Origin of the sequence: Curtobacterium sp. Leaf154 (genome assembly GCF_001424595.1) — a bacterium.
In the GTDB taxonomy this organism is placed as follows: Bacteria; Actinomycetota; Actinomycetes; order Actinomycetales; family Microbacteriaceae; genus Curtobacterium; species Curtobacterium poinsettiae.
This window is the reverse complement of record NZ_LMOS01000008.1, coordinates 247,585-269,469: the sequence shown is the minus strand read 5'-3', so window position 1 is coordinate 269,469 and position 21,885 is coordinate 247,585. Positions and strand designations below refer to the sequence as shown.

Sequence of the window (21,885 nt, the reverse complement as noted above, 5' to 3'; positions counted from 1 at the left end):
CGCTACGTTGGTCGAGTGAGCATCGACACGCCTCGTCCCTGGCTTGCCTCGTACGCCCCGGGGGTCCCGCACGACATCGAGGAACAGAGCGGTTCCCTGTACGACCTGGTCGAGCAGTCGGCCCGGAAGTTCCCCAGGCAGGTCGCCCTCGAGTTCTTCAAGCGCACCACGAGCTACGCCGACCTCGAGGAGCAGATCCTCCGCGCGGCGAACGGCCTGCGGAAGCTCGGCGTGGGGGCGGGTGATCGCGTCGCCATCGTGCTGCCGAACTGCCCCCAGCACATCGTGGCGTTCTACGCGGTGCTGCGGCTCGGCGCGATCGTGGTCGAGCACAACCCGCTGTACACGCCGCGGGAGCTCCGCCACCAGTTCGAGGACCACGGCGCCAAGGTCGCCATCGCCTGGGACAAGTCCGTCGCGACGCTGCAGGACTTCCCGGCCGACGTGCACCTCGACGCGATCGTCTCGGTCGACATCACCCGTGCGATGCCCCGGAGCACCCGGCTCGCCCTGGCGCTGCCGGTCGCGAAGGCCCGCGAGTCCCGCGCGAAGCTGACGACGAAGGTCCGTGGCACGGTGAAGTGGGACGACGTCGCCGACACCCGCAAGCTGTCGAAGCGGCACCCGCGCCCGGCCACCGACGACGTCGCACTGATCCAGTACACCTCCGGCACCACCGGGACGCCGAAGGGTGCGGTCCTGAGTCACCGGAACCTGCTGGCGAACGCCGCCCAGGCCCGGGCGTGGGTGCCGCAGATCCGCCGCGGCGACAACGTCGTGTACGCGGTGCTGCCGATGTTCCACGCCTACGGTCTGACGCTCTGCCTGACCTTCGCGATGAGCATGGCCTCGCGGCTCGTGCTCTTCCCCGCGTTCGACCCCGCTTTGGTCCTGAGCGCCATCAAGCGTCACCCGCCGACGTTCCTGCCGGCCGTGCCGCCGATCTACGCCCGGCTGCAGCACGCCGCCGACTCGGCGAAGGTGTCGCTCAAGGGCATCGAGATCGGCATCTCCGGCGCCATGCCACTGTCGCAGGACATCGTCGAACCGTGGGAGGCCCGGACCGACGGCTACCTGGTCGAGGGCTACGGCCTGTCCGAGTGCTCCCCCGTCCTGATGGCCAACCCGGTCTCCCCGGAGCGCCGTCTCGGGTCGATCGGCCTGCCGTTGTCCTCCACCGAGGCACGCGTGGTCGACCCGGACGACGACACCAAGGTGCTCGGTGTCGACGAGCCCGGCGAGCTGCAGGTCCGTGGCCCGCAGGTGTTCCGCGGCTACTGGGGCAAGGCGGAGGCCACCGATGAGGTCTTCACGCCCGACGGCTGGTTCCGCACCGGCGACATCGTGGCCATCGGCGCCGACGGGTACGTCCGGATCGTCGACCGCTTGAAGGAACTCATCATCACCGGCGGCTTCAACGTGTCGCCGTCCGAGGTCGAGGACACCCTGCTCAAGCACCCCAGCGTCAAGGAGGTCGCGGTCGTCGGCATCACGCAGGGTGGCAACGAGCAGGTCGTCGCCGCGGTCGTGCCGAAGGACCCGTCGACGTTCGACCCCGCGGCGCTGCGGGCCTGGTCACGCGAACACCTGGCGGCGTACAAGGTGCCGCGCCGGGTCGTCGTGGTCGAGGACCTGCCGCGCTCGATGATCGGCAAGGTGCTGCGGCGGAAGGTGCGCGACCAGATCCTGGACGGCTGACGCGCCGGCGCCCGGGCGGCGCGGCAGGGCGCAGACGCCGCTGCTCGTCAGCTGAGGCGTCGCGCGGGCAGCGCCAGCACGGACAGCCCGACCACCACGAGCACGATGCCGGTCCAGCCGTCGAGTCCCACGTGCTCCCCCACCACGAGCACCGCCAGCACCGCGGCCACGACGGGCTCGAGCAGGGACAGCAGCGTCGCGACCGATGCCGTCACCGACCGGAGTCCGACCGCGTACAGCGAATGGCCGATGACCGTCGGCACCAGCGCCAGGTACAGGAACACCGGCCAGTCGTCGGCCTCGGCCAGGAACTGCCCGCCCGCCACCACGGCGAGCACGACGAGCGGCACCGCGGCCATGCCGAACACCGCTCCGACGAGCCCGCGCTCGTTCGGCCCGCGAGCTGCCCGTGCCGCAGCGACCCCGACGTCGCCGCCGACCCGCATGGTGTCGGCCTCGGCGCGACCGACGGCGATCGGCATCCGGCTCGTCGCCGCGTGCATCCCCCGCGCCACCGCCCACGAGTACAGCGCGTACGTCAGACCGGCGACCAGGGCGCTGCCGACGCCGACCGCGAGCGATCGCCCGCCGTCGCCGTGCCCGGAGCGGGCGAGGGTGACGACGACCATGCCGACCACGCTCACCAGGGTGGCCACGAGCCAGCGGCGCGTGACGGGCCTGCGGTCGACGACCCACTCGACCAGGCCGGCGAAGACGGGCGACGAGCCGATGGCCAGGGTCGTGCCGAGCGCGACACCGGCGTCGGCGAGGGCCGCGTAGAACGCGATCGCGTAGACCACGAGCGACACGGCACCGAGCAGGGCCCAGCCCCGGGTCCGGCGCTGGCCCACGGCTCGCAGGGTGCCCCGGCCCGCGGTCGCCGCGAGCACGAGCCCGCCCAGGCCGAAGGTCACCGCGCCGAACACGAACGCCGGCACACCGGGCGCGAAGTGCGTCGCGGTCCCGGTGGTGCCCCACACCGCCGCGGCGACCACGATCGCCGCCAGGCCGCCGACGGGCCTGGAGGCACGTCCTGCGCCCGGTCCGCGGCTCACGCGACGTGGACGTTGGGCCGTCGGTTGACCTCGGGTTCCGCTTCGCGCAGGACCTCGCGCGTCACGGGGGCGACGTCGCCGGCACCGGTGAACACGAAGCGCAGGGCGTTGCGGATCGGGCTGCCCTCGTTCCACTCGAAGTAGATGCTCGGCACCACACCGGCGAGGTCGCGGATGGCGAGGAGGGTCGACGCGATGGTGTTCGGGACGTTGCCGGAGCGGACCTTGAGCACGCGGAACCCGTGGATGACGTGCCCTTCGACCACCAGGTCCTCTTCGAAGTCGGACGAGTCGGCGGGCAGGACCTCGAGGAACATCGTCGGCACGCGCGCCGGGATGCCGGAGTCGCGACGTTCCTCGCGCCCCTTCGCCCGGTACGCCTCGGCCGTGCCGGCACCGGGCTCGTTGGCGATGATGCAGATCGAGCTGAACTGGTCGGCGTCGGCCTCGACGAACTGGCGGGCCGTCGCGTCCAGCTCGATCGACGATGCCCGGAGTTCGAACGAGCGGCGCACACGCGAGATGAGCGAGACCACGACGATCGCGATGATGAAGATCGCCGCGATCCGCACGCCGTCGGGCCGCTCGATGACGTTGGCGACCGTGGTGTAGACGAACACGACCGAGATCACGCCGAACGCGATGGTGCGCTTGCGCTGCTGCTTGCGGCGCGCGGACAGCGTCACGGCGACCGCGGCACTCGTGATGAGCACGAGGACGCCGGTGGCGTAGGCGCCGCCCTGGGCGTCGACGTCGGCCTGGAAGATGATCGTGATCACGAACGCGATGAGCGTGAAGATGATCACGAGGGGACGCACGGCGCGAGCCCACTGGGGTGCCATGCCGTAGCGGGGCAGGAACCGCGGCACGAGGTTCAGGAGCCCGGCCATCGCGCTCGCGCCGGCGAACCACAGGATGGCGACGGTGGAGAAGTCGTAGATCGACCCGAACACGCCGCCCATGTACTCGTGCGCCAGGTACGCCAGGGCACGACCGTTCGCACCACCGCCCGGCTGGAACTCGCGCTGCGGGATGAGGAACGTCGTCACGATCGACGAGGTGATGAGGAACGAGCTCATGATCAGCGCCGCGACCGTCAGCAGCCGCTTCGTGCCACGGATCCGGCCTTCGGGTCGGTCGCTGGTGCCGTCGGTGGCGTCGCCACGGACCTGCGGCATCACCGCGACGCCGGTCTCGAAGCCGGAGAGCCCGAGCGCGAGCTTCGGGAACACGATCAGGGCGATGCCGACCATGACGAGCGGGTTGCCGTGCTGCGCCGTCAGCCCGGACCACCAGTCGCTGGCGACCATCGGGTTCTCGAACACGTGCCAGAGCGCGACGATGATGACGACGGCGTTCAGGGCGAGGAACACGGCGACGAGCCCGACCGCGATGCCGATGGCTTCCTTGAATCCGCGCAGGAACACGATGCCGAGCAGGAGCAGCAGCGCCAGGGTGAGCGGCACCGGGATCTCGGTGAACCAGTGCGGCGTGTACGGGTTCTCGGCGATGTGCGCCGTGGCGTCGGCCGCCGACAGGGTCATCGTGATCATGAAGTCCGTCACGGCGAACCCGAGCAGCACCAGCACGAGCAGCTTGCCGGCCCACCACGGCAGGAGCTTCTCGAGCATCATGATCGACCCGGCGCCGCGGAAGCTGTCGTGGGCGATCCGGCGGTACACCGGCAGCGCGCCGAACAGCGTGACGAGCACGAGGACGATCGTCGCGATCGGCGACAGCAGCCCCGCGGCGAGCGCGGCGATGGCGGGCTGGTACCCGAGGGTGGAGAAGTAGTCCACGCCGGTCAGGCACATGACCCGCCACCACGGGTGGGTCTTCTCGACCTCGACCTGGTGCGGGCCCTGGTGGGAGGCGCCCTGGTCGGCCCCGTGCAGCATCCACCGGCGCAGGCGGGTGCTGCGGTCGAGGGGCTGCTCGGTGGCGTCGCGCTGGGCGGCCCGCTCGGCGTCTGTCGCGGTCACGAGGATGATGCTAAGCCGTCCGGGTGGCCCCCGCGCACACCCGGACGACCCTGTGCACGGGGCGCTCCCACTACCGCCGTGTGCGGGACAGGGTCGCCACGATCCCGGCGACGACCAGCAGGACGCCGGCGGCGATGCAGGCGGCCAGCAGCAGGGTCGTGGTGTCCACTGAGAACATCGGCAGCGCACTCACGGCCATCGCCCCGGCGAACACGAGCATCAGCACGCCCCACAGGATCGTGCCGAACCGTGCACCGCGGCGTGCAGGCCGGTGGCCGCGCCCGTCGGGAACCTCCGGCGGAACCGTCGGCGCTATCGTCTCGTCGTTCGTGGTGTCGTCGTTCGTCATGGTCCCGTTCCTCACTCGCCGACCGTGATCGCCCGCGGCACGTCGACGCCGCCGCCGAGGATCCACAGGTGCACGGTCGTGGTCTCGTCCGCATCGGCCGTGCGCGCCGCGCGGTTCTCGAGCGTCGTGGTCCGGAGCACCCCGCCGGTGTCCGCTCCGTCGTCGCCTCCGCCGGTGTCCACGCCGTACCCGACGCCGCTGACCTCGACCCGGACCGGCAGGTCGGTCGGCAGCAGCACGTCGGCTCCGCCGGCGCCCAGCCAGAGGGTCACATCGCCCCCGCTGGCCGACGGTTCGAGGCCGCGGAGGTCCAGGGTGGGCCCACCGGCCAGCATCGCGAAGTTCCGGTCGGTCCCCGACGCGGCCCGTTCCACCTGCCACGTAGTGCCGCCGATCAGCGAGACCTGTGTGCCGGCGGGCAGGACCCCGGTGACCACGAGGGCCACCGCGGCGACCGTCGAGAACAGTCCGAGCACGTCGTCGTCGCGGCCGCGGACCCCGGCGACGATCGTGGCGATCGCCAGCACCGCGAGCGCGGCGGCGATCCCGAGGACCGGGACGGACCACCCGGCCTGCTGCGCCCAGAACGCGACCCCGGCTCCGGCGAGGAGTGCGAGTCCGAGGGACACGGCGACGTACGCCGCTCCGGGGCGCCGCTGCTCCCGCTCGGCCCGCCGTTCGCCGGCCCGCTCGCGTTCCGCGCGCAACCGCTCCTCGTGCTGCAGTCGCCGGTCCTCGGGGCTCACCGGCACGTCCCACTGCCAGGAGGCCCGACCCGGCTCCGGCGCGCCGGTCGCCTCGGTGGTCCACGCGGTCCGGGCCGGGCGCGGCTCCTCGGGGCTGGTCCAGAAGTCGCCCCGCGGCGCGGCCGACGGGTCGGCTTCGGTGTGCGCGGTCCGGTCGCCGTCCACTCCGCGTCGGGCCAGGACCACGATGAGCCAGACGATCCCGCCGACCAGCACGATGCTCCACGCGGTGGCCAGGGTCGCCTCGAGCCAGCTGGGCATCCCCCAGGCATCGGGCACACCCTGCCACCACAGCCCCCGGGCGGCGGGCACGAAGGTCAGTGCCACGAAGGCGCCGATCGCGATGAGTGCGGGGTCGAGCACCCCGCGGATCATCCGGTCGACGTGGATGCGTCCGGCGGAGTCGGGCAGCAGCGCCCAGCCGACGGCGTACGCCAGGAAGACCGGCCCGCCCAGCAGCGCGACGACGATCGCCACGCCGCGGACCACGAGCGGGTCGAGCCCGGTGCGGCGGGCGACGGCGCCGCACACGCCGGCGAGCCAGCGGTCGTCGGTGCGCGTGATGCCGAGGCCGCGGACCCAGTCGAAGAACCGGGTCGTCGAGTCGGCGCTGCCGGCAGCGGTGCCGGGAGCGGAGTCGTGCTGGTGATCGGTCATGACCACCAGCATCCCGGCAGGCGTGCGTCGGCACCATCGGGGTTCCCCCTGACCGGTCCCTGATCCCGGCCCCGGACCCTGCTGCGGGCGCCGTCCGGGTGCCAGGATTGGCCCATGGCCACCGCGACGATGACGCGCCCGACCCCGAGGGTCGTCGGCGGCGTCTGCAGCGGGTTCGCGGCGCACACCGGGCTGCCGGTCGGGGCCGTCCGACTCGTCACCGCGGTCCTGGTGGTCTGCGGTGGCGCCGGCCTGCTGCTCTACGCCTGGCTCTGGGCGACCGTCCCGAGTGCGCCCGCCGGTTCCGCCTCGGGCCGCGCACCACTCAAGTCCTTCCTGACGCCTACCGTCGGCGTGGCCGGAGACGACGACCCCGTGTCCGCCCTCCGCGCCCCGGTCGTCGAGATCCTGCTCGGCGTGGCCCTGCTCGCCGCCGCCGGCGCGGTGGTGGCAGCGCGGATGGGCATGGCGGTCCCCCTCGAGTTCGTCGTCCCCGGCGTCGTCGTCGTCACCGGCGCCGCACTCGCCTGGCGACAGTTCGACGCGCTCCGCAACGTCCGCACGGCCCGGTCCTCCGCCCTGGTCGTGCGGGCGCTCGGGGCCCTGGTGCTCGTCGTGCTCGGCATCCTGCTGTTCTTCACGACGAGCAGCAGCCCGAACGTCTGGACGGTCCTCACCGCCGCGGTCGCCGTCCTGGTCGGGGTCGCCGTCGTGGTCGCCCCGTGGGTGGTCCGGCTCGTCCGCGACCTCGCCGAGGAACGCGCCGCCCGCGTCCGTGACCTCGAGCGGGCCGAGTTCGCCGCGCACCTGCACGACTCGGTGTTGCAGACGCTCGCCCTCATCCAGCAGAAGGCCGAGCCCGGCTCCGACGCGGCCCGGCTGGCGCGGGCGCAGGAACGCGAGCTGCGGTCCTGGCTCTTCGCGGAGCAGGCGGAACCGGCGCGCGACCTCGGCACGCAGCTGCGCGACGCCGCCGTCGAGATCGAGTCCGAGTACCCCGCCCGCATCGACGTCATCGCGGTGGGCCCTGCCCGCACCGACCTGCCCGACGGGCTCGTCGCCGCCGCTCGCGAAGCGGTGCTCAACGCTGCCCGGCACGCCGGCGGGACCGTCAGCGTGTACGCCGAGACCGCCCGCGACCGGGTCGAGATCAGCATCCGCGACCGCGGACCGGGCTTCGACGTCGAGCAGGTGCCGGCGGGCCGGTACGGCGTCCGCGAGTCGATCATCGGCCGCATGCAGCGCCTCGGCGGCCTCGCGACGATCGCGCCCGGGCCGGGGCACACGGGCACCGAGGTCCGACTGACCCTGCCGCTCGCACCCGCGAGTCACGACGAGGAGCACGCATGACCGAACCCGCCCCGTTGACGGTCGCGATCGTCGACGACCACTCCATCTTCCGAGCCGGCGTGCGCGCCGGGCTGCCACCGGGCCTCCAGGTCGTTGGTGAGGCGGCGACCGTCGACGAGGCCGTGACGCTCGTCGCAGCCACGCGCCCGCGCGTCGTCCTGCTCGACGTGCACCTGCCGGGTGGCGGCGGGGGTGGTGGTGCCGAGGTGATCACGCGGTCCGCACCGGGGAACCCGGACACCCGGTTCCTCGCGCTGAGCGTGTCGGACGCCGCCGATGACGTCGTCCGGGTCATCCGGGCCGGCGCCCGCGGGTACATCACGAAGAGCTCGTCGAGTGCCGAGGTCGCCGAGGCCGTGACCCGTGTGGCGGACGGCGACGCGGTGTTCTCGCCGCGCCTGGCCGGCTTCGTGCTCGACGCCTTCGGGGCGGTCAGCGGCGAGACGGCGCAGCACGACACCGAGCTGGACCGCCTGTCCGCCCGCGAGCAGGAGGTCATGCGGCTCATCGCCCGCGGGTACGCCTACAAGGAGGTCGCGACGGAGCTGTTCATCTCGGTGAAGACCGTCGAGACCCACGTGTCGAAGGTCCTGCGGAAGCTGCAGCTGTCGAACCGGCACGAGCTGACCGCGTGGGCGCTGCAGCGCAAGCTGCTCTGAGCGCCCACACCGGCGTCACTTCGCGCTGATCCTGGGGGTGAATGGCACAGCCTTGTTGACCGCCCATGGCGTCACTTCGCGCTGATCCTGGTGTACTTGTGCACCGACCACGGCACGAACACCACGAGCATCACCGCGATGCCGATCAGGACGGTCAGCACGGGGTGCTGCATCGTCCAGATGTCCGGCACCGGCGCGGAGCCGACGTTGCCGAACAGTTCGCGCGCGGCCTGCACGAGCGACGACACCGGGTTCCACTCCGCGAACACGCGCAGCACCAGCGGCAGGGTGTCGCTCGGCACGAACGCGTTCGAGATGAACGTCAGCGGGAACAGGATCATGAACGAGGCGTTGTTGATGACCTCGGGTGTCTTGACGCTCATGCCGAGCAACGCCATCACCCAGCTGAACGCGTAGCTGAAGAGCAGCAGCAGGGCGATGCCGGCCAGGAACTCGAGCGGGGACGAGTTGACGCGCCACCCGACCGCCAGACCGGTGAGCATCATGATCGCCATCGAGATCGAGTTGAGCACGAGGTCGGAGTTGGTGCGCCCGACCAGCACGGCGGACGCCGACATCGGCAGCGTGCGGAACCGGTCGATCAGTCCTTCCTTCAGGTCCTGCGCCATCGCGGACCCGGAGAACGTCGCGCCGAACACCACGGTCTGCGCGAAGATCCCCGCCATCAGGAACTGCGTGTAGTCGGTCCCCTGCACCTGGATGGCGCCGCCGTAGACCTGGCTGAACAGCAGGACGAACATGATCGGCTGCAGCACGGCGAAGACGAGCATGTCCGGCGACCGCTTGAGCTTGATGAGGTTGCGCTTGGTGACGGTCCAGCCGTCCTCGACCCAGACGGCGAGCGGCGAGGTGACGACGACGGGCAGCTGACGGCCCGGAGCCAGGGAGGTGGCGGTCATCCTGCCGTCTCCTTCTGCTTGGTCTTCTGCTTGGTCTTCTGCGTGGTCGCCGCGGGGTCATCGGCGTCGTCGTCCGTCGCGGCGTGGCCGGTCAGGCGGAGGAAGACGTCGTCGAGGGTCGGGCGCCGCATGCCGGCGTCGTGCAGGTCGATGCCGGCCGCACCGAGGTCGGCGAGCACGCGCTGCAGGGCGGCCGGTCCGGCCTCGACCGCGATGGCACGGGTGCGGCCGTCGCCCGAGGTCTCGACCTCGCCGACCCCGTAGCGGCGGAGGACGGTGGTCGCCGCGTCGCCGTCGGCCTCGTCCACCAGGGTCACGACGACCCGGTGCCCACCGACCTGCGCCTTCAGGTGGTCGGAGGTCCCCTCGGCGATGACCGTGCCGTCGTCGATGACCGCGATGTCGTCGGCGAGCCGGTCGGCCTCTTCCAGGTACTGGGTGGTGAGGAGCACCGTCGCGCCCTCGGCCACGAGGTCCTCGATGATGCCCCAGAGCGCCAGCCGGCTGCGGGGGTCGAGGCCCGTCGTCGGCTCGTCGAGGAACAGCACCCGCGGGTTCATCACGAGGGCCCCGGCCAGGTCGATCCGTCGTCGCATGCCGCCCGAGAAGCCCTTGACCGGGCGGTCCCCCGCCTCGGACAGGTCGAAGACGTCGATGAGCTCACGAGCCCGGTCGCGCGAGGTCCGACGACCCAGGTGGTACAGCCGCCCGATCATCTCGAGGTTCTCGAACCCGGTCAGGTTCTCGTCGACCGCCGCGTACTGTCCGGACACCCCGATCGAGCGCCGGGTGGCCTGCGGATCGGCGATCACGTCGATGCCGTCGATCGTCGCGGTGCCGGAGTCGGGCGTGATGAGGGTGGTCAGCACCTTCACGGTGGTCGTCTTGCCCGCACCGTTCGGCCCGAGCAGTGCCTTCACGGTGCCCTGCGGCACCGACAGGTCGAGTCCGGCCAGTGCGTGCACCGGCCCGGACTTCGACTTGTACGTCTTGGTCAGCCCGGAGGCTTCGATGATGGCCATGTCGCTCCTTCGTCGGACACGGTGGGTACCCGGGGTCCGGTGGAGCGACGGACGTCACTCAGACGTCGAAGTCGCCACCACCGAAGTCGCTGAAGCCACCGCCGAAGTCGGATCCGCTGTCGCCCCAGCCCGCATTGTCGAAGCCGCCGCCGTCGGATGCGCCACCGTCGGACGCCCCGGCATCACCGGATTCAGAACCAGTGTCCTCCGAACCGCCGTCACCCGCAGCGTCGGTACCGCCATCGAACGAACCGGGGTCGGGCAGGAAGGCGCTCATGATCGCGGATCCGATGACGTAGCCGGCCACCGTCCCGAGGATCGAGGCACCGATCATGCTGCCGAACGAGGGTCCACCGCGCTGCCCACCGAAGCGGCCTCCGCCCCCGCCGACACCGCCGAGCGAGCGCTCCATGAAGCCCGGCTGGCGGATCTCGGACCGGGTCGCCGACTGGGCCAGCGAGCGTGGGTCGTCCCCACGGGGCGCCTCACCAGGAGGGGCCGTTCGGGTGAACTCGTCGTAGACCATCCGGCGCTGCTCGTCGGTCAGCTTGGCGAAGGCCTCGGCGTGGACCTCTTCGATGCGCTCCGGCGGCGCGGTGCGGAGCAGGTAGCGGTAGCGCTCGACCGCACGCTCGTCGTCGGTGGTCGCACCCTGCTGCTGCGTCGGTGCACCGCCCCACTGCGGGACGCCGTACTGGCTGCCCTGCGGTGCGGACGGTGCCGGCTGCTGGTAGGACTGCTGGCCGTACCGGTAGCCCTGCTGCTGCGGCTGCCCCCACTGGTTCTGCTGTGCGTCAGCGGATCGGTCTCGCTCCGGACGTCCGAGCAGGCGGTCGAGGAATCCCATGGTCGATGCTCCTTCGGGTGCACGGTCGGTCCGGACGGACCGGTCGTGGACTGCAACCCTACGAACCCGCGGCGTCCGATGACTGAGCGCCCGCTCAGAGTCGGCCGGGAGGCGCGTACCGGGCCGGCACCGCGCCTCCAGCCCGCACCGTGCGAACCTGCGCACCCCGTGCACGGTTCCCAGCCCCGTGCGCGCTTGCAACACCGCACCCGGCAGCCAACCCCGCACCAGATCGCAGACCCCGCACCGTGCGCACCACCCACCGGCCGGGAGGCGCGTACCGGNTGCAACACCGCACCCGGCAGCCAACCCCGCACCAGATCGCAGACCCCGCACCGTGCGCACCACCCACCGGCCGGGAGGCGCGTACCGGGCTGGCACCGTGCCTCCAGTCCGCACCGTGCGCACCAGCGCACCCCGTGCGCGGTTCCCAGCCCCGTGCGCGCTTGCAACACCGCACCCGGCAGCCAACCCCGCACCAGATCGCAGACCCCGCACCGTGCGCACCACCCACCGGCCGGGNGTTCCCAGCCCCGTGCGCGCTTGCAACACCGCACCCGGCAGCCAACCCCGCACCAGATCGCAGACCCCGCACCGTGCGCACCACCCACCGGCCGGGAGGCGCGTACCGGGCTGGCACCGCGCCTCCAGTCCGCACCGTGCGCACCTGCGCACCCCGTGCGCGCTTCCCAGCCCCGTGCGCGGATGCAGCACCGCACCCGGCAGCCAACCCCGCACCAGATCGCAGACCCCGCACCGTGCGCATCACCCACCGGCCGGGAGGCGCGTACCGGACCGGCACCGCGCCTCCAGTCCGCACCGTGCGCACCTGCGCACGCCGTGCTCGGTTAGCCGCCCGGTGCGCGCTTGCAGCACGGCACCCGGCAGCCAACCCCGCACCGCATCGCGGACCCCGCACCGTGCGCCGCGCGGCTCACCCCGCGGCGAGCGCCGCCGTCCACACCGCGTGCAGTTCGTCGGCGGCCCCGGGGTGCGCCACCAGGAACGGCTCCCCCACGGGCGGGAAGCCCTCGACGGGACCGGATCGCGTCAGCACGACGCCCCCGGCCTCGTGCACGAGCAGTACCGCGGCGCCGTGGTCGATGGGGTTGAACGCCGACACGCAGCCGCCGATCCCCCGCCCGGCCGCGACCTGCGCGATGGTCAGCGTCCCCGATCCCTGCACCCGGAGCGTGCACGACCGGTCGGCCAGCGCGTCGAGGAACGCCCCGAAGCCCGCCCACGGTCGGTGCCCGTCGAGCTCGGTGCCGACGACGGCGCCGGCGAGCGGCCGGGGTGCGTCGTCGAGCCGGAGCTGCCGGTCGCGCAGGGTGGCACCGCGCCCGCGTCGCGCCTCGAGCACCTCACCGCGCCAGGGGTCCGCGACGACGCCGACGAGGGGGCGTCCGCCACGGGTCAGGCAGAGTGACATCGAGGTCCAGGGCACACCGTTCGCCAGGTTCGTGGTGCCGTCGACGGGGTCGAGGAACCAGCGGTGCCGGTCGCCGGGGGCCTCGCCGTACTCCTCGCCGGTGAACCCGTGCGTCGGGAACACCATCCGGACACGGGAGCGGACGTGCTGCTCCACCAGGCGGTCGACGTCGGTGACCAGGTCGGCGGGGTTGGCCTTCGTGTGGACCTCGCTGACGGGGTGTTCCCGCGTGTAGGCGATGACCTCGTGGGCGATGCGGTGGGCCAGGGCCTGGGCGCGCGAGGCGACCTCGGTCTCGGTGGCCTCGCGGTCACGCTCGGGCCAGCCGTCGCGTTCCGCCGCCGACAACGCGGCGCCGATGGCCCCGACGTCGTTCGTGGTGATCGAGTCGACGCCGAGCCGGGCGGCCCAGATCGCGGGTTCGACGTCGTCGATGGTCCAGACGGCGACGCGCAGGCCCAGGGCGTGCGCGACCTCGACGGTGTGCGGGGTGAGGAAGGCGACGTCGAGGTTGAGCGTCGACGGGTGGAGCGCGTCGAGGTCCGCGGGGACGGGCGGGTCGAGCGACTCCCACGCCAGCCAGACGTCGGCGTCGGGCAGCACGGAGCGGACGGCTGCCATCGCCGCGGGCGCCCCGCACCAGGCCACCGCGGTGGAACCGGTGAAGCCCGCGACGGTGCGGGCGGCGACCAGGGCGTCCTCGGCGTCGGTCAGGTCGACGAGCAGGGTCGACCGGCAGCCGTCGAGGCGTTCGAGCGCACCGTCGAGCCGCGGGATCCGGTCGAGGCCGTTGCCGAGCCGCGCGACGTCGCACCAGTCGACGTCGGCCACGCGGCGGGCGTCGCCCCACATCCGGCCGAGGGTCTCGTCGTGCAGCAGGACGGCGACGCCGTCGGCGGTGCGACGGACGTCGACCTCGATCACCTCGGCGCCGAGCGCCTCGGCGACCGCGAGGGCGGGCAGCGTGTTCTCGCGCCGGACGCGCGGCGCACCACGGTGAGCGACGAGGCGTGGCGGACGCACGCCGGGCCTGGCGTCCAGGCTGGTCGAGACCACACGGTCGACCGCAGCGACAGACGCAGACGCAGACGCAGACGCAACCGAGGCTGACGCAGCCGACGCAGACGACACGGCCGCAACCGGCGTCGGGACCCCCGCGCTCATCGTGCGACCTCGAGCAGCACGCCGTCGCGGTGCACGAGCACTTCGCCCAGGCGCACCCCGGTCTCGGTGCCGACCGCCGGCGGTGGCCCGGTGACGTAGGCGCGGAGCTCCGCGCCGTCGGTGCTGAGCACGACCTCGGCGAAGTGGCCGCGCATGAGCACCCGTGCGACGGTCGCACGGATCGGCGAGTCGTCCGTGAGCACGACCTGCTCCGGGCGGACCAGCACCGTGTCGGCCGCGGTCGGGCTGACGGACGTGCCGGCGAGGAACCGGCCGGTGACGACGCTCGTCGAGCCGATGAACGACGCGACGAACCCGGTGGCGGGGCGGGCGTAGAGCTCGGTCGGTGTGGCGATCTGCTCGATCCGGCCGTCGTGCATGACGGCGATCCGGTCGGAGATGCTGAGCGCTTCGTCCTGGTCGTGCGTCACGATCACGGTCGTGATGCCGAGGCGCTGCTGGATGCGCCGGATCTCGTCGCGGACACTGACGCGGAGCTTCGCGTCGAGGTTCGACAGCGGCTCGTCGAGGAGCAGCACGTCCGGCTCCTGCACGATCGCACGGGCCAGGGCGACGCGCTGCTGCTCACCGCCCGAGATCGCGGTCGGCTTCGAGCCGGCGTGGTGGCTCAGCCCGACGAGCTCGAGCGCGTCGCGCACCCGCTCGGCGACCCGCTGCTTCGGCACCCGTCGGGTCCGCAGCGGGAACGCGACGTTCTGCGTCACCGTCATGTGCGGCCACAGCGCGTAGTTCTGGAACACCATCGCGCTCGGTCGGCGCTCCGGACCGATCGACGTGACGTCGCGGTCCCCCATCGTCACGACGCCGCCGTCGGCGGGCAGGAACCCCGCCACCATGCGGAGCGTCGTGGTCTTGCCGCAGCCCGACGGCCCGAGGAGCGAGACGAGCTCGCCCTTCGCGACGTCGAGGTCGATGCCCGCGACGACGTCGCGTCCGCCGAGCGTCTTGCGCAGTCCCCGGATGGTGAGTCCGCCGGTCCGGTCCGTCGTGCTGCCGTCGGCCTGGAGGCCCGGTGTGCGTTCCGCGACGAGCGCCTTGTCCGTCATCTGGTCGCCTTTCGTGCTGGTGGTGGTCATCGGATCTGGAAGCCGTCCGCCAGACGGCCGCCCATGATGTGCTTCCGGGCGAGCAGCAGCAGGACCACGGACGGGATGCTCAGCGCGATCGCGAACACCGCCGAGACCTGACGCGGGGAGTTGAGGACGAGCGAGTACATCGCCGTCGGCATCGTCATGTACGTCGGGGCGCCGACCAGGTACGTGCCCTGTGCCTCGTCGAAGGACGCCAGGAACGACATCACCATCGCGACGAGGATCCCCGGCCAGGCGATCGGGAACGTCACCTTCCAGAAGGTGCGCCAGCGGCTGGCCCCGGCGTCGCGGGCGGCTTCCTCGAGGGACCGTGGCACGGCCGAGAACGCCGCGGCGGGCAGCCACGTCATGAAGACGACGCAGCCCAGGACGTGCACGATCAGGATCCCGGTCACCGTGTTCATGAGGTTCAGCGCGGTGAACATCGCCGACATCGTGACGAAGAGGCCCATCTTCGGGAACGCGTTCGTGGCGAACAGTCCGACGAGCACGAGCCGCCGCCCGGGGAACTCGATGCGGCTGATCGCCCAGGCAGCGGGCAGACACACGACCGCGGCGATGAGGACCGTGAGCGGCGCGAGGACGAGCGAGTTCTGCACCGCGACGGCCAGGCTGCGGTCCTCGAACACGGTGCCCCACCACTGCAGGGTCCAGCCGTCGGGCAGCAGGTTCGGGTAGGTCCACGTCGTGGCGAAGGCACGGGCGGCCAGCCAGACGAGCGGACCGAGGATGAACACCGCCAGCACGATCGCGGTCGCCCAGACGAGGGCGTTGCCGGTCAGACGCTTGATCACTGCTGCTCCTGACGCTTCTTGTCGAGCTCGCCCGCGTTCGAGCGGACCGTCGAGCGGAGGTAGAAGACGCTCGCGGCCGCGGCGAACGCGAACACGATGAACGCCATCGCCGTCGACTGCTGCGGACGGTTGTAGGCCTGGAAGTACTTCGAGATGTCGACGCCGAGCATCGTCGGGGCGTTCGGGCCGGTGAAGTACGGCACGGTGAACGACCCGAGGACCCCGATGACGGTGAACGTCGTCGCGATGACGAGCGGGGTCGCGGCCATCGGCAGGAGCACCTGCCAGACGACGCGCCAGGTGCTCGCCCCGGCGTCCTTCGCGGCCTCGACCAGGGCATCCGGGGTGCCCTGGAGCGCCCCGGCGATCATCAGCACCGCGAACGGCAGGCTGGTCCAGACGCTGCCGAACACCACGGCGACGAGGGTGTAGCCCCACACCGGGACGTCGAGGCCGAACTGCGCCCCGAGGCTGCGGAGGAAGCCCTGCGCGTCGGTGAAGGTCAGGATCGACCAGCTCGCGATGACCACCGGCACGAAGATCGGCACCACGGCCAGGACGCTGAGGGTCTTGCCGAGGAAGCCTCCGCGGAGCCGCAGGATCACCGCGACGACGACCGCCAGCCCCACGGTCAGGCCGGTCGACAGCGCCGTGACCCCGAGCGTCGCGACCAGGTCACGCAGGAACGTGGGGTTGCCGAGCAGGGTGGTGTAGACCGCGAACGAGAAGCCGCGCACGGTGTCGCCGCCGATGTCGGCGAGCGCCTGGTTCAGGCCGCCGGTGAACCCGAGGCTGAACAGGGCGGCGTTCACCACCGGGACGCCGACGAACAGGATGACGACGAGCACCGGGGCGGCGACGAGGGCGAGGCCCTGCCACCGCCGGCGGCGGGCCAGCCGTTCCTGCGTCGTGCGCCCGCCGGCGGGGTGCGCCGGGCCCTGGGCGTGGGGCAGGACGGGCGGGAGGCCAGTGGCGGAGTCGCCACGGGCCTCCCGGCCGGTTGCTGGGCCGTCCTGGACGGTCTGGGTCACTGCGGGACCTTCGCGTCCCACGCCGCGTTCATGTCAGCGGCGAAGTCGCTCTGGAACCCGAGGCGGAGCTGCGAGGGGTTCGCGTCGGTGAACTGCTCGGCGACCGACTTCGGCAGGCTGTCGAGCGGGATCACCGGGTAGCCGGAGACGGCGCTCGCGACGAGCTGCTGCCCCTTCGCGCTGAGCACGAAGTCGGCGAGCTTCTCGGCTGCCGCCTTCTTCTCCTTGGGCTCGGTCTTCGGGATGCCGAGGAAGCTCGCGCTGCCGGTGAACGACGGGTCGTCGATCTGCACGGCCTTGGTGGTCTTCGGGATGATGCCGGTCTTCTGCGAGGTGATGAACTGGTCGCTCCAGACCGGGGCCATCGCGATCTGACCGCTGCCGAGCAGCTGCACGACCTGATCGTTGCCGTTCGGGTAGACGCCCTTCTGGTACGTCGACGGGCCGAGGTCCTTCAGGGCCGCGAAGCCCTTGTCCCACTTCGACTCGAGCGACTTGTCGTACTTCGTCTGCATCGTCTCCTGCTCGGCGGGCGTCAGGTACTTCGCGAGCACCGTGGCCACGAACGAGCCACCCGAACCGCCGGACGACGGGGAGTTGTAGGCGAACTCGCCCGGGTTGGCCTTGATCCAGGCGAGCAGGTCGTCGAGGGTCTTCGGCGGGTCCGTGACCTTCTTCGCGTCGTACGCCAGCAGCACGCTCGAGGCGCGGTACGGGATGGCGCTGTCGCCGCCCTGCTGCTTCGTGGCGTCGGGGACGTCCTTGAGGTTCGGGATGGTGCTGTCGCTGACCGTGCTGAGCAGCCCGGCCTTGCCGGCGGTGGTGACGAAGCCGGCGTCGACGAGGTCGTACGCGACGGACTTGCCGGCCTTGACCGCGGTGGCGAGGTTCGCCTGCGTCTGGGCGTCGTGCTCGCCGTGCAGGTCGATGCTCGTGCTGACCTTGATCTTCGGGTTCGCCTTCTCGAAGGCGGGGATGAGCGACTTGTCCCAGAGGTCCTGGACGTTGGTGTCGCCGCTGATGAACACGGTGAGGCTGGTGGTGCCGTTGCCGTCGGCAGCGTTCGAGGCGTTGGCGCTCTGGACGCAGCCGGAGAGTGCGACGGTCGCGGCTGCCGCGATGGCGAGGCCGGCGAGGGCTCGGGTCTTCACGTGGGTACTCCCTGTTCCGTGGGTGATGCGGTGGGGGTCGTGCGGGGTGGGGGTGGTGCGGGGTGCGTGCGGTGGTGCGGGGTGCTGGTCGGGCGGGCCGTGTGGGAACGTTCCCGCGCCGGGGTCGAGTGTGGCGCTGCCGGGTGAACTCCGGGTGCCTCCGGCGTCGCCGCCGGGTGAACTCCGGGTGCGGGGCGCGGGCGGCGGGCGCGGGCGGCGGGCGTGGGCGCGGTGACGGCGCACGGTGCGAGTTCCGACGCCCCGTGCGGGGTTGACGGCTTCGTGCCCGGCTACAACCCGGCACGGAGCGGGCTGCTCGCCCCCGACCGGCGAACGATGCACGGTGCGCGGCCCCGTTCGCTGCCGACGACCCCGCACCGAGCGGCCAGGTCCGCGGTGGGCGACGAACCGCGCACCGTGCGCACCGGCAAGATGCCGAACAATCTCGCACGGTGCGTGACTGATGGCCCTCAGCGCGACATGCGGACTCCGGCCTTGCGGAGCTTCGCGCGGAGGACCCACTCGTTGCGCAGGTCCGACCAGGTGAGCCGCACCACGGTTCGCACCTCGGGGAACGCGCGGAGCCGGTCTTCCCGGATCTTCTCGTCGAACAGCGCTTCCTCCGGTGTCCGTCCCCGCAGGTACGCACTGCTCCGGTACTTCACGGCTCCGTCGAACTCGACCACGACCCCGGCATCCGGGAACCAGAAGTCCACCACGATGTCCGGCTCGCCGAGTGCCCGGAAGCGGTGCTGGAGGACCGGCGGTGGTGTCCCGAACTGGTCGAACCGCGCTCGTGCGTACGACTCCCCCGGTGAGTCCGATGCGGCATCGGCGAACCCGATCGCCCGGAGTGCCCGACGTCGTCCCTTCTGCCCGCGCCGCTCGATCGCCGATAGGACGTCCTCGCGCTCGACCTCGCGACGCAGGAGCGCATCGAGGGACACGACTGCGTCGGTGAACGGCAGTGTGAGTGCGAGGTCGGTCGCCAGCCGATCGAGTCCGCACAACAGCAGCCCGTCGGGCGTGGCGACCGGACGCTCGTTCCGTTCGGCGTCGAGGTCGGCGTGCACCACGAAGGTCGCGTTCGTGGTGCGCCGGTCGGCACCGCGTGAGGTCACGTGGATCCGGGTCGGTGGCGGGGTGAGCAGGGGCACACCGAACACGACGGCGGCGGAGACGTGTGAGATCAGGTCTCCTGGCCGGATCCGGTCGGCGAACGAGCGCAGCCGGAGGTGGTGCTGTTCGGTGGGGCGGAGTGCGGCCCATCCCGCAGACTCCGCGTAGAGTCCGCGTGCTACCCGTGTGAGCTCCCCCGCAGCGGCCCGACGCCTGATGACATCGGACTCATCGGGGCGCTGGGCTGAGGTTCGGTACGTGAGGACTTCGGGGACCGGTGCGAGCTTGAGGTTCATCGACATACTCGTGATGCTCCGGATCCTCCGCCTTCGGAGCAGCACCGCGTGGGCGTGCTGTGGAGGAGCAGCCGCGCCGAGCACCTTGTGGAGGAATGAGCGAGCAGCCCGAGGCCTGCGAGAATGAGCGGGTGAACGCACGCACCTGGGGTTGGCTCGCAGCCGTCATCGACGTCGTCCTCATCGTTGTCTTCGCGCTCATCGGGCGCTCGTCCCATGGTGAGGCGAACACGGCGCTGGCGCTGTGGACGACCGCCTACCCGTTCCTGGCCGGTTGGGCGATCGGGTACGTGGCGAGCGGAGCCTGGGCACGACCACTGCGTTTGTGGCCGACCGGCGTCGTGGTCTGGGTGCTGACGGTCTTCGTCGGTCTGGCGATCCGTGTCGTCACCGGCCAGGGCGACGTCGACGGCAACCCGCTGCCGATCTCGTTCGTCATCGTCGCCACGATCGTGCTCGGGGTGTTCCTGCTCGGTTGGCGGGCGATCGTCCGCGGTGTGCTCCGGTTCACCTCGTCGCGGTCGCGGCAGGATGCTGCAGCGACCGACGCGTGAACGGCAGCCGCGGTTCCCAGCCGACCATCCTCGACGTCGCCGCACGTGCGGGTGTCTCGAAGTCGGCGGTGAGCCGGGTCCTCTCCGGAACAGGTCGGTTCTCCGACGAGACGCGTGAGCGAGTCGAGCGCGCCGCGACCGAGCTCGGGTACGTCGCGAACGCGATGGCCCGCGGGCTGGTCAGCGGGCGCACGAACACGATCGGGATGCTCGTCCGTGACGCCTCGTCGATGGTCTACACCGCACTGCACGCCGTGATGGAGCGCCGCGCATCGGAGCTCGGCTACCGAGTCGTCACCACGACGGGCGTCGGCCGGGTCGAGGACGAGAAGTCCGCCCTCGCCGCGCTCGTGTCGATGCGCGTCGACGGCCTGGTCGTGTGCAGCGGGCTGATGCCGTCCGCCGACATCGCCGAGTTCGCGCCCCGCATCGCCACCGTCGTCGCCGGTCGGCCCGAGCTGCACCCGGCGCTCTCGAGCGTCTACTGCGACGAGGTCGACGGTGGGGCTTCCATCGCGGACGCCGTCGCCGATGCCGGCCACACCACGGCCGTGGTGTTCACGGTCCCGCTCGACGACGCCATCACGCAGCACGCGCGATCATCGGCGATGGTCGCGCGGCTCCGAGCACGTGGCGTCCGGGTGATCGACATCGACGCGAGCTTCGTGCGGCCACCCGACGACCTCGCCGCCGACCTGGTGGACGCCGTGCAGGAGTCGGGCGTGACCGCGGTGATGTGTCCGACCGACCGGCTCATGCTCGACGTGTGCGAGGCGCTCGCCCGCCGCGGTGTCGAGGTCCCGCGCGACCTCTCCGTCACCGGGTTCGACGGCGTCTACCCGCTGGCGAGCGACTGGATCGGCTTCACGACACTCGAGCAACCGATCGAGCGCATCGGCCGCGAGGCCATCGACCTGGTCATCGGCCGCATCGACGACCCCACGCGCCCGGTCGAGCACCGGTCACTGCGCGGCACCGTGATCCCCGGCCGCACCCTGCTCCCCCGCTGACGCCGGCCCGCTGACCTCGCACGGTGCGCGTCGACTCACCCCGTGCAGGCTCCGGGCACCGCGCACGGTGCGAGGTCGCGCAAACCCGCGCACGATTCGTGATGCGGTGCGAGGTTCGAGAAGCACGCACGGTGCGAGGTTCGTCAAGCGGTGCCACCGTGGTGGCTCGGTGCGGCGCTACAAGCGCGCACCGAGCGGTCAACCTCGCACGGGCCGACACAGACAGCACCGTGCGGCTTCCGCCCACGGCGACGCCCGCACCCGCCCCCGCCTAGAACAAGCCCGAGCGCGGCCCGTCCTCCGGACCGTCGAACCCGCGGAACATGTCGGACACCAGCGCCTCGATCTGCGGCTCGACCAGGCGTTCGACGGCCTCGGCGATCCGCGGGCGGTGGTCGATGAGCGCCAGGCACACCGCCGTACCGGTCGACCGAGCGCACTCGTCGGACAGCGCGATCTCGTGCCGGAGCGCAGCCTTCGCCTCGTCGGATAACGGCTCGCGCGGCGTCTGCGCCCCCGCGCCGGTGCCGGCCAGCTCGCCGAGCGTGAACAGGAACGGCGACCCCGGCGACGGCTCGGGGTCCACGTCGAGGCCCTGGAACTCCGGCGACAACCCCTCGGCCGGCTGGTACCCCGCGTGCCGCTTCCGGGCCGCCGCGCGCTCGAGCTCACGCTGCAGCAACGGCAGGTTCTTCGCCGTGTAGTCGTCGACGGCGTCCTCGACGATGGTCGAGATCCGCCCGATCAGCGCGTGCTGGACGGCGTGCGGCACGTCGGGTCCGAACCCCGCGGCCGCGGCGATCGGGGATCCGGTGCACTTCCGGCAGATGCGCGTGCGCGGGCGGGCGGTCCCGATCTGCCAGCGCGGCAGCCAGCGCAGCCACAGGTCGACCGCGCCCCGCACGCGCCCGTCGATGCCGTCCATCCCCCAACAGTA

19 protein-coding genes are annotated in these 21,885 nt (G+C 71.9%); 5 read left to right on the top strand and 14 right to left on the bottom strand.

The genetic code is table 11. The annotated features are described in order from the left end of the window. Positions 1-15 precede the first annotated feature (15 nt). Positions 16-1,698: a long-chain-fatty-acid--CoA ligase gene (locus ASF75_RS16310; protein ID WP_042541379.1), complete on the top strand. Its 1,683-nt coding sequence runs from the start codon at positions 16-18 to the stop codon at positions 1,696-1,698. A 47-nt stretch (positions 1,699-1,745) separates the two neighbouring features. On the opposite strand, the gene ASF75_RS16305 is transcribed toward ASF75_RS16310, so the two are convergent. The 4 genes from ASF75_RS16305 to ASF75_RS16290 form a co-directional block, all read right to left on the bottom strand. Next, positions 1,746-2,753 (bottom strand): DMT family transporter, encoded by a 1,008-nt coding sequence (locus ASF75_RS16305; protein WP_056073065.1) that lies wholly within the window; start codon positions 2,751-2,753, stop codon positions 1,746-1,748. Further along, positions 2,750-4,651, bottom strand: a complete 1,902-nt coding sequence (locus tag ASF75_RS16300) for an amino acid transporter (protein WP_228499484.1) — start codon at positions 4,649-4,651, stop codon at positions 2,750-2,752. Before ASF75_RS16300 ends, ASF75_RS16305 begins: the two co-directional genes overlap by 4 nt. Before the next feature lie 154 nt (positions 4,652-4,805). Beyond that, the gene (locus ASF75_RS16295; protein WP_056073059.1) at positions 4,806-5,084 is read right to left on the bottom strand and encodes a hypothetical protein; all 279 of its coding nucleotides are present in this window, start codon (positions 5,082-5,084) and stop codon (positions 4,806-4,808) included. An 11-nt stretch (positions 5,085-5,095) separates the two neighbouring features. After that, the gene (locus tag ASF75_RS16290) at positions 5,096-6,487 is read right to left on the bottom strand and encodes a PspC domain-containing protein (RefSeq protein ID WP_162243030.1); all 1,392 of its coding nucleotides are present in this window, start codon (positions 6,485-6,487) and stop codon (positions 5,096-5,098) included. 114 nt (positions 6,488-6,601) lie between these two features. On the opposite strand from ASF75_RS16290, the gene ASF75_RS16285 reads away from it, so the two are divergent. Together ASF75_RS16285 and ASF75_RS16280 are read left to right on the top strand one after the other, a co-directional pair. Continuing rightward, complete coding sequence (locus tag ASF75_RS16285; protein ID WP_056073054.1) at positions 6,602-7,837, top strand: ATP-binding protein; 1,236 nt, start codon at positions 6,602-6,604, stop codon at positions 7,835-7,837. Beyond that, positions 7,834-8,496: a LuxR C-terminal-related transcriptional regulator gene (locus tag ASF75_RS16280; RefSeq protein ID WP_042541384.1), complete on the top strand. Its 663-nt coding sequence runs from the start codon at positions 7,834-7,836 to the stop codon at positions 8,494-8,496. Before ASF75_RS16285 ends, ASF75_RS16280 begins: the two co-directional genes overlap by 4 nt. Before the next feature lie 71 nt (positions 8,497-8,567). On the opposite strand, the gene ASF75_RS16275 is transcribed toward ASF75_RS16280, so the two are convergent. The 9 genes from ASF75_RS16275 to ASF75_RS16235 form a co-directional block, all read right to left on the bottom strand. Next, positions 8,568-9,416 carry an ABC transporter permease gene (locus ASF75_RS16275; RefSeq protein ID WP_056073052.1) on the bottom strand — a complete coding sequence of 283 codons (849 nt, stop codon included), beginning with the start codon at positions 9,414-9,416 and terminating at the stop codon, positions 8,568-8,570. Next, positions 9,413-10,438, bottom strand: coding sequence for an ATP-binding cassette domain-containing protein (locus tag ASF75_RS16270; protein WP_056073049.1), 1,026 nt, complete (start codon positions 10,436-10,438; stop codon positions 9,413-9,415). Before ASF75_RS16270 ends, ASF75_RS16275 begins: the two co-directional genes overlap by 4 nt. 58 nt (positions 10,439-10,496) lie before the next feature. Next, positions 10,497-11,285, bottom strand: coding sequence for a hypothetical protein (locus ASF75_RS16265; RefSeq protein WP_056073046.1), 789 nt, complete (start codon positions 11,283-11,285; stop codon positions 10,497-10,499). Between the two features lie 934 nt (positions 11,286-12,219). Further along, positions 12,220-13,773, bottom strand: a complete 1,554-nt coding sequence (locus ASF75_RS17460) for an inositol monophosphatase family protein (RefSeq protein ID WP_017886990.1) — start codon at positions 13,771-13,773, stop codon at positions 12,220-12,222. Between the two features lie 104 nt (positions 13,774-13,877). Then, positions 13,878-14,978: an ABC transporter ATP-binding protein gene (locus ASF75_RS16255; protein WP_056073043.1), complete on the bottom strand. Its 1,101-nt coding sequence runs from the start codon at positions 14,976-14,978 to the stop codon at positions 13,878-13,880. Beyond that, the gene (locus tag ASF75_RS16250) at positions 14,975-15,787 is read right to left on the bottom strand and encodes an ABC transporter permease (protein WP_017886992.1); all 813 of its coding nucleotides are present in this window, start codon (positions 15,785-15,787) and stop codon (positions 14,975-14,977) included. The genes ASF75_RS16255 and ASF75_RS16250 overlap by 4 nt, the downstream gene beginning before the upstream one ends. Beyond that, positions 15,784-16,818: an ABC transporter permease gene (locus ASF75_RS16245; protein WP_082509799.1), complete on the bottom strand. Its 1,035-nt coding sequence runs from the start codon at positions 16,816-16,818 to the stop codon at positions 15,784-15,786. The genes ASF75_RS16250 and ASF75_RS16245 overlap by 4 nt, the downstream gene beginning before the upstream one ends. After that, the gene (locus tag ASF75_RS16240) at positions 16,815-17,969 is read right to left on the bottom strand and encodes an extracellular solute-binding protein (RefSeq protein ID WP_056073040.1); all 1,155 of its coding nucleotides are present in this window, start codon (positions 17,967-17,969) and stop codon (positions 16,815-16,817) included. The genes ASF75_RS16245 and ASF75_RS16240 overlap by 4 nt, the downstream gene beginning before the upstream one ends. A 470-nt stretch (positions 17,970-18,439) precedes the next feature. After that, a complete protein-coding gene (locus tag ASF75_RS16235) occupies positions 18,440-19,390 on the bottom strand; it encodes a hypothetical protein (RefSeq protein ID WP_056073038.1) in 951 nt (316 codons plus the stop codon). Positions 19,391-19,515: 125 nt separating this feature from the next. Between ASF75_RS16235 and ASF75_RS16230 the strand changes: the two genes are divergently transcribed. Together ASF75_RS16230 and ASF75_RS16225 are read left to right on the top strand one after the other, a co-directional pair. Next, positions 19,516-19,938, top strand: coding sequence for a DUF3054 domain-containing protein (locus ASF75_RS16230; protein WP_235517725.1), 423 nt, complete (start codon positions 19,516-19,518; stop codon positions 19,936-19,938). Continuing rightward, complete coding sequence (locus ASF75_RS16225) at positions 19,935-20,948, top strand: LacI family DNA-binding transcriptional regulator (RefSeq protein WP_056073029.1); 1,014 nt, start codon at positions 19,935-19,937, stop codon at positions 20,946-20,948. The genes ASF75_RS16230 and ASF75_RS16225 overlap by 4 nt, the downstream gene beginning before the upstream one ends. A gap of 271 nt (positions 20,949-21,219) precedes the next feature. Here the strand turns inward: ASF75_RS16225 and ASF75_RS16220 are convergent, their stop codons facing one another. Then, positions 21,220-21,873, bottom strand: coding sequence for a hypothetical protein (locus ASF75_RS16220; RefSeq protein WP_056073025.1), 654 nt, complete (start codon positions 21,871-21,873; stop codon positions 21,220-21,222). Positions 21,874-21,885 lie beyond the last annotated feature (12 nt).

Excerpts from the sequence above, each read along its gene's own strand:
- ASF75_RS16235 (WP_056073038.1), bottom strand. The coding sequence starts at position 19,390 with ATGTCGATGAACCTCAAGCTCGCACCGGTCCCCGAAGTCCTCACGTAC.
- ASF75_RS16265 (WP_056073046.1), bottom strand. The coding sequence starts at position 11,285 with ATGGGATTCCTCGACCGCCTGCTCGGACGTCCGGAGCGAGACCGATCC.
- ASF75_RS16290 (WP_162243030.1), bottom strand. The coding sequence starts at position 6,487 with ATGACCGATCACCAGCACGACTCCGCTCCCGGCACCGCTGCCGGCAGC.
- ASF75_RS16220 (WP_056073025.1), bottom strand. The coding sequence starts at position 21,873 with ATGGACGGCATCGACGGGCGCGTGCGGGGCGCGGTCGACCTGTGGCTG.
- ASF75_RS16280 (WP_042541384.1), top strand. The coding sequence starts at position 7,834 with ATGACCGAACCCGCCCCGTTGACGGTCGCGATCGTCGACGACCACTCC.
- ASF75_RS16275 (WP_056073052.1), bottom strand. The coding sequence starts at position 9,416 with ATGACCGCCACCTCCCTGGCTCCGGGCCGTCAGCTGCCCGTCGTCGTC.
- ASF75_RS16295 (WP_056073059.1), bottom strand. The coding sequence starts at position 5,084 with ATGACGAACGACGACACCACGAACGACGAGACGATAGCGCCGACGGTT.
- ASF75_RS16285 (WP_056073054.1), top strand. The coding sequence starts at position 6,602 with ATGGCCACCGCGACGATGACGCGCCCGACCCCGAGGGTCGTCGGCGGC.
- ASF75_RS16255 (WP_056073043.1), bottom strand. The coding sequence starts at position 14,978 with ATGACCACCACCAGCACGAAAGGCGACCAGATGACGGACAAGGCGCTC.
- ASF75_RS16300 (WP_228499484.1), bottom strand. The coding sequence starts at position 4,651 with ATGCTGCACGGGGCCGACCAGGGCGCCTCCCACCAGGGCCCGCACCAG.
- ASF75_RS16270 (WP_056073049.1), bottom strand. The coding sequence starts at position 10,438 with ATGGCCATCATCGAAGCCTCCGGGCTGACCAAGACGTACAAGTCGAAG.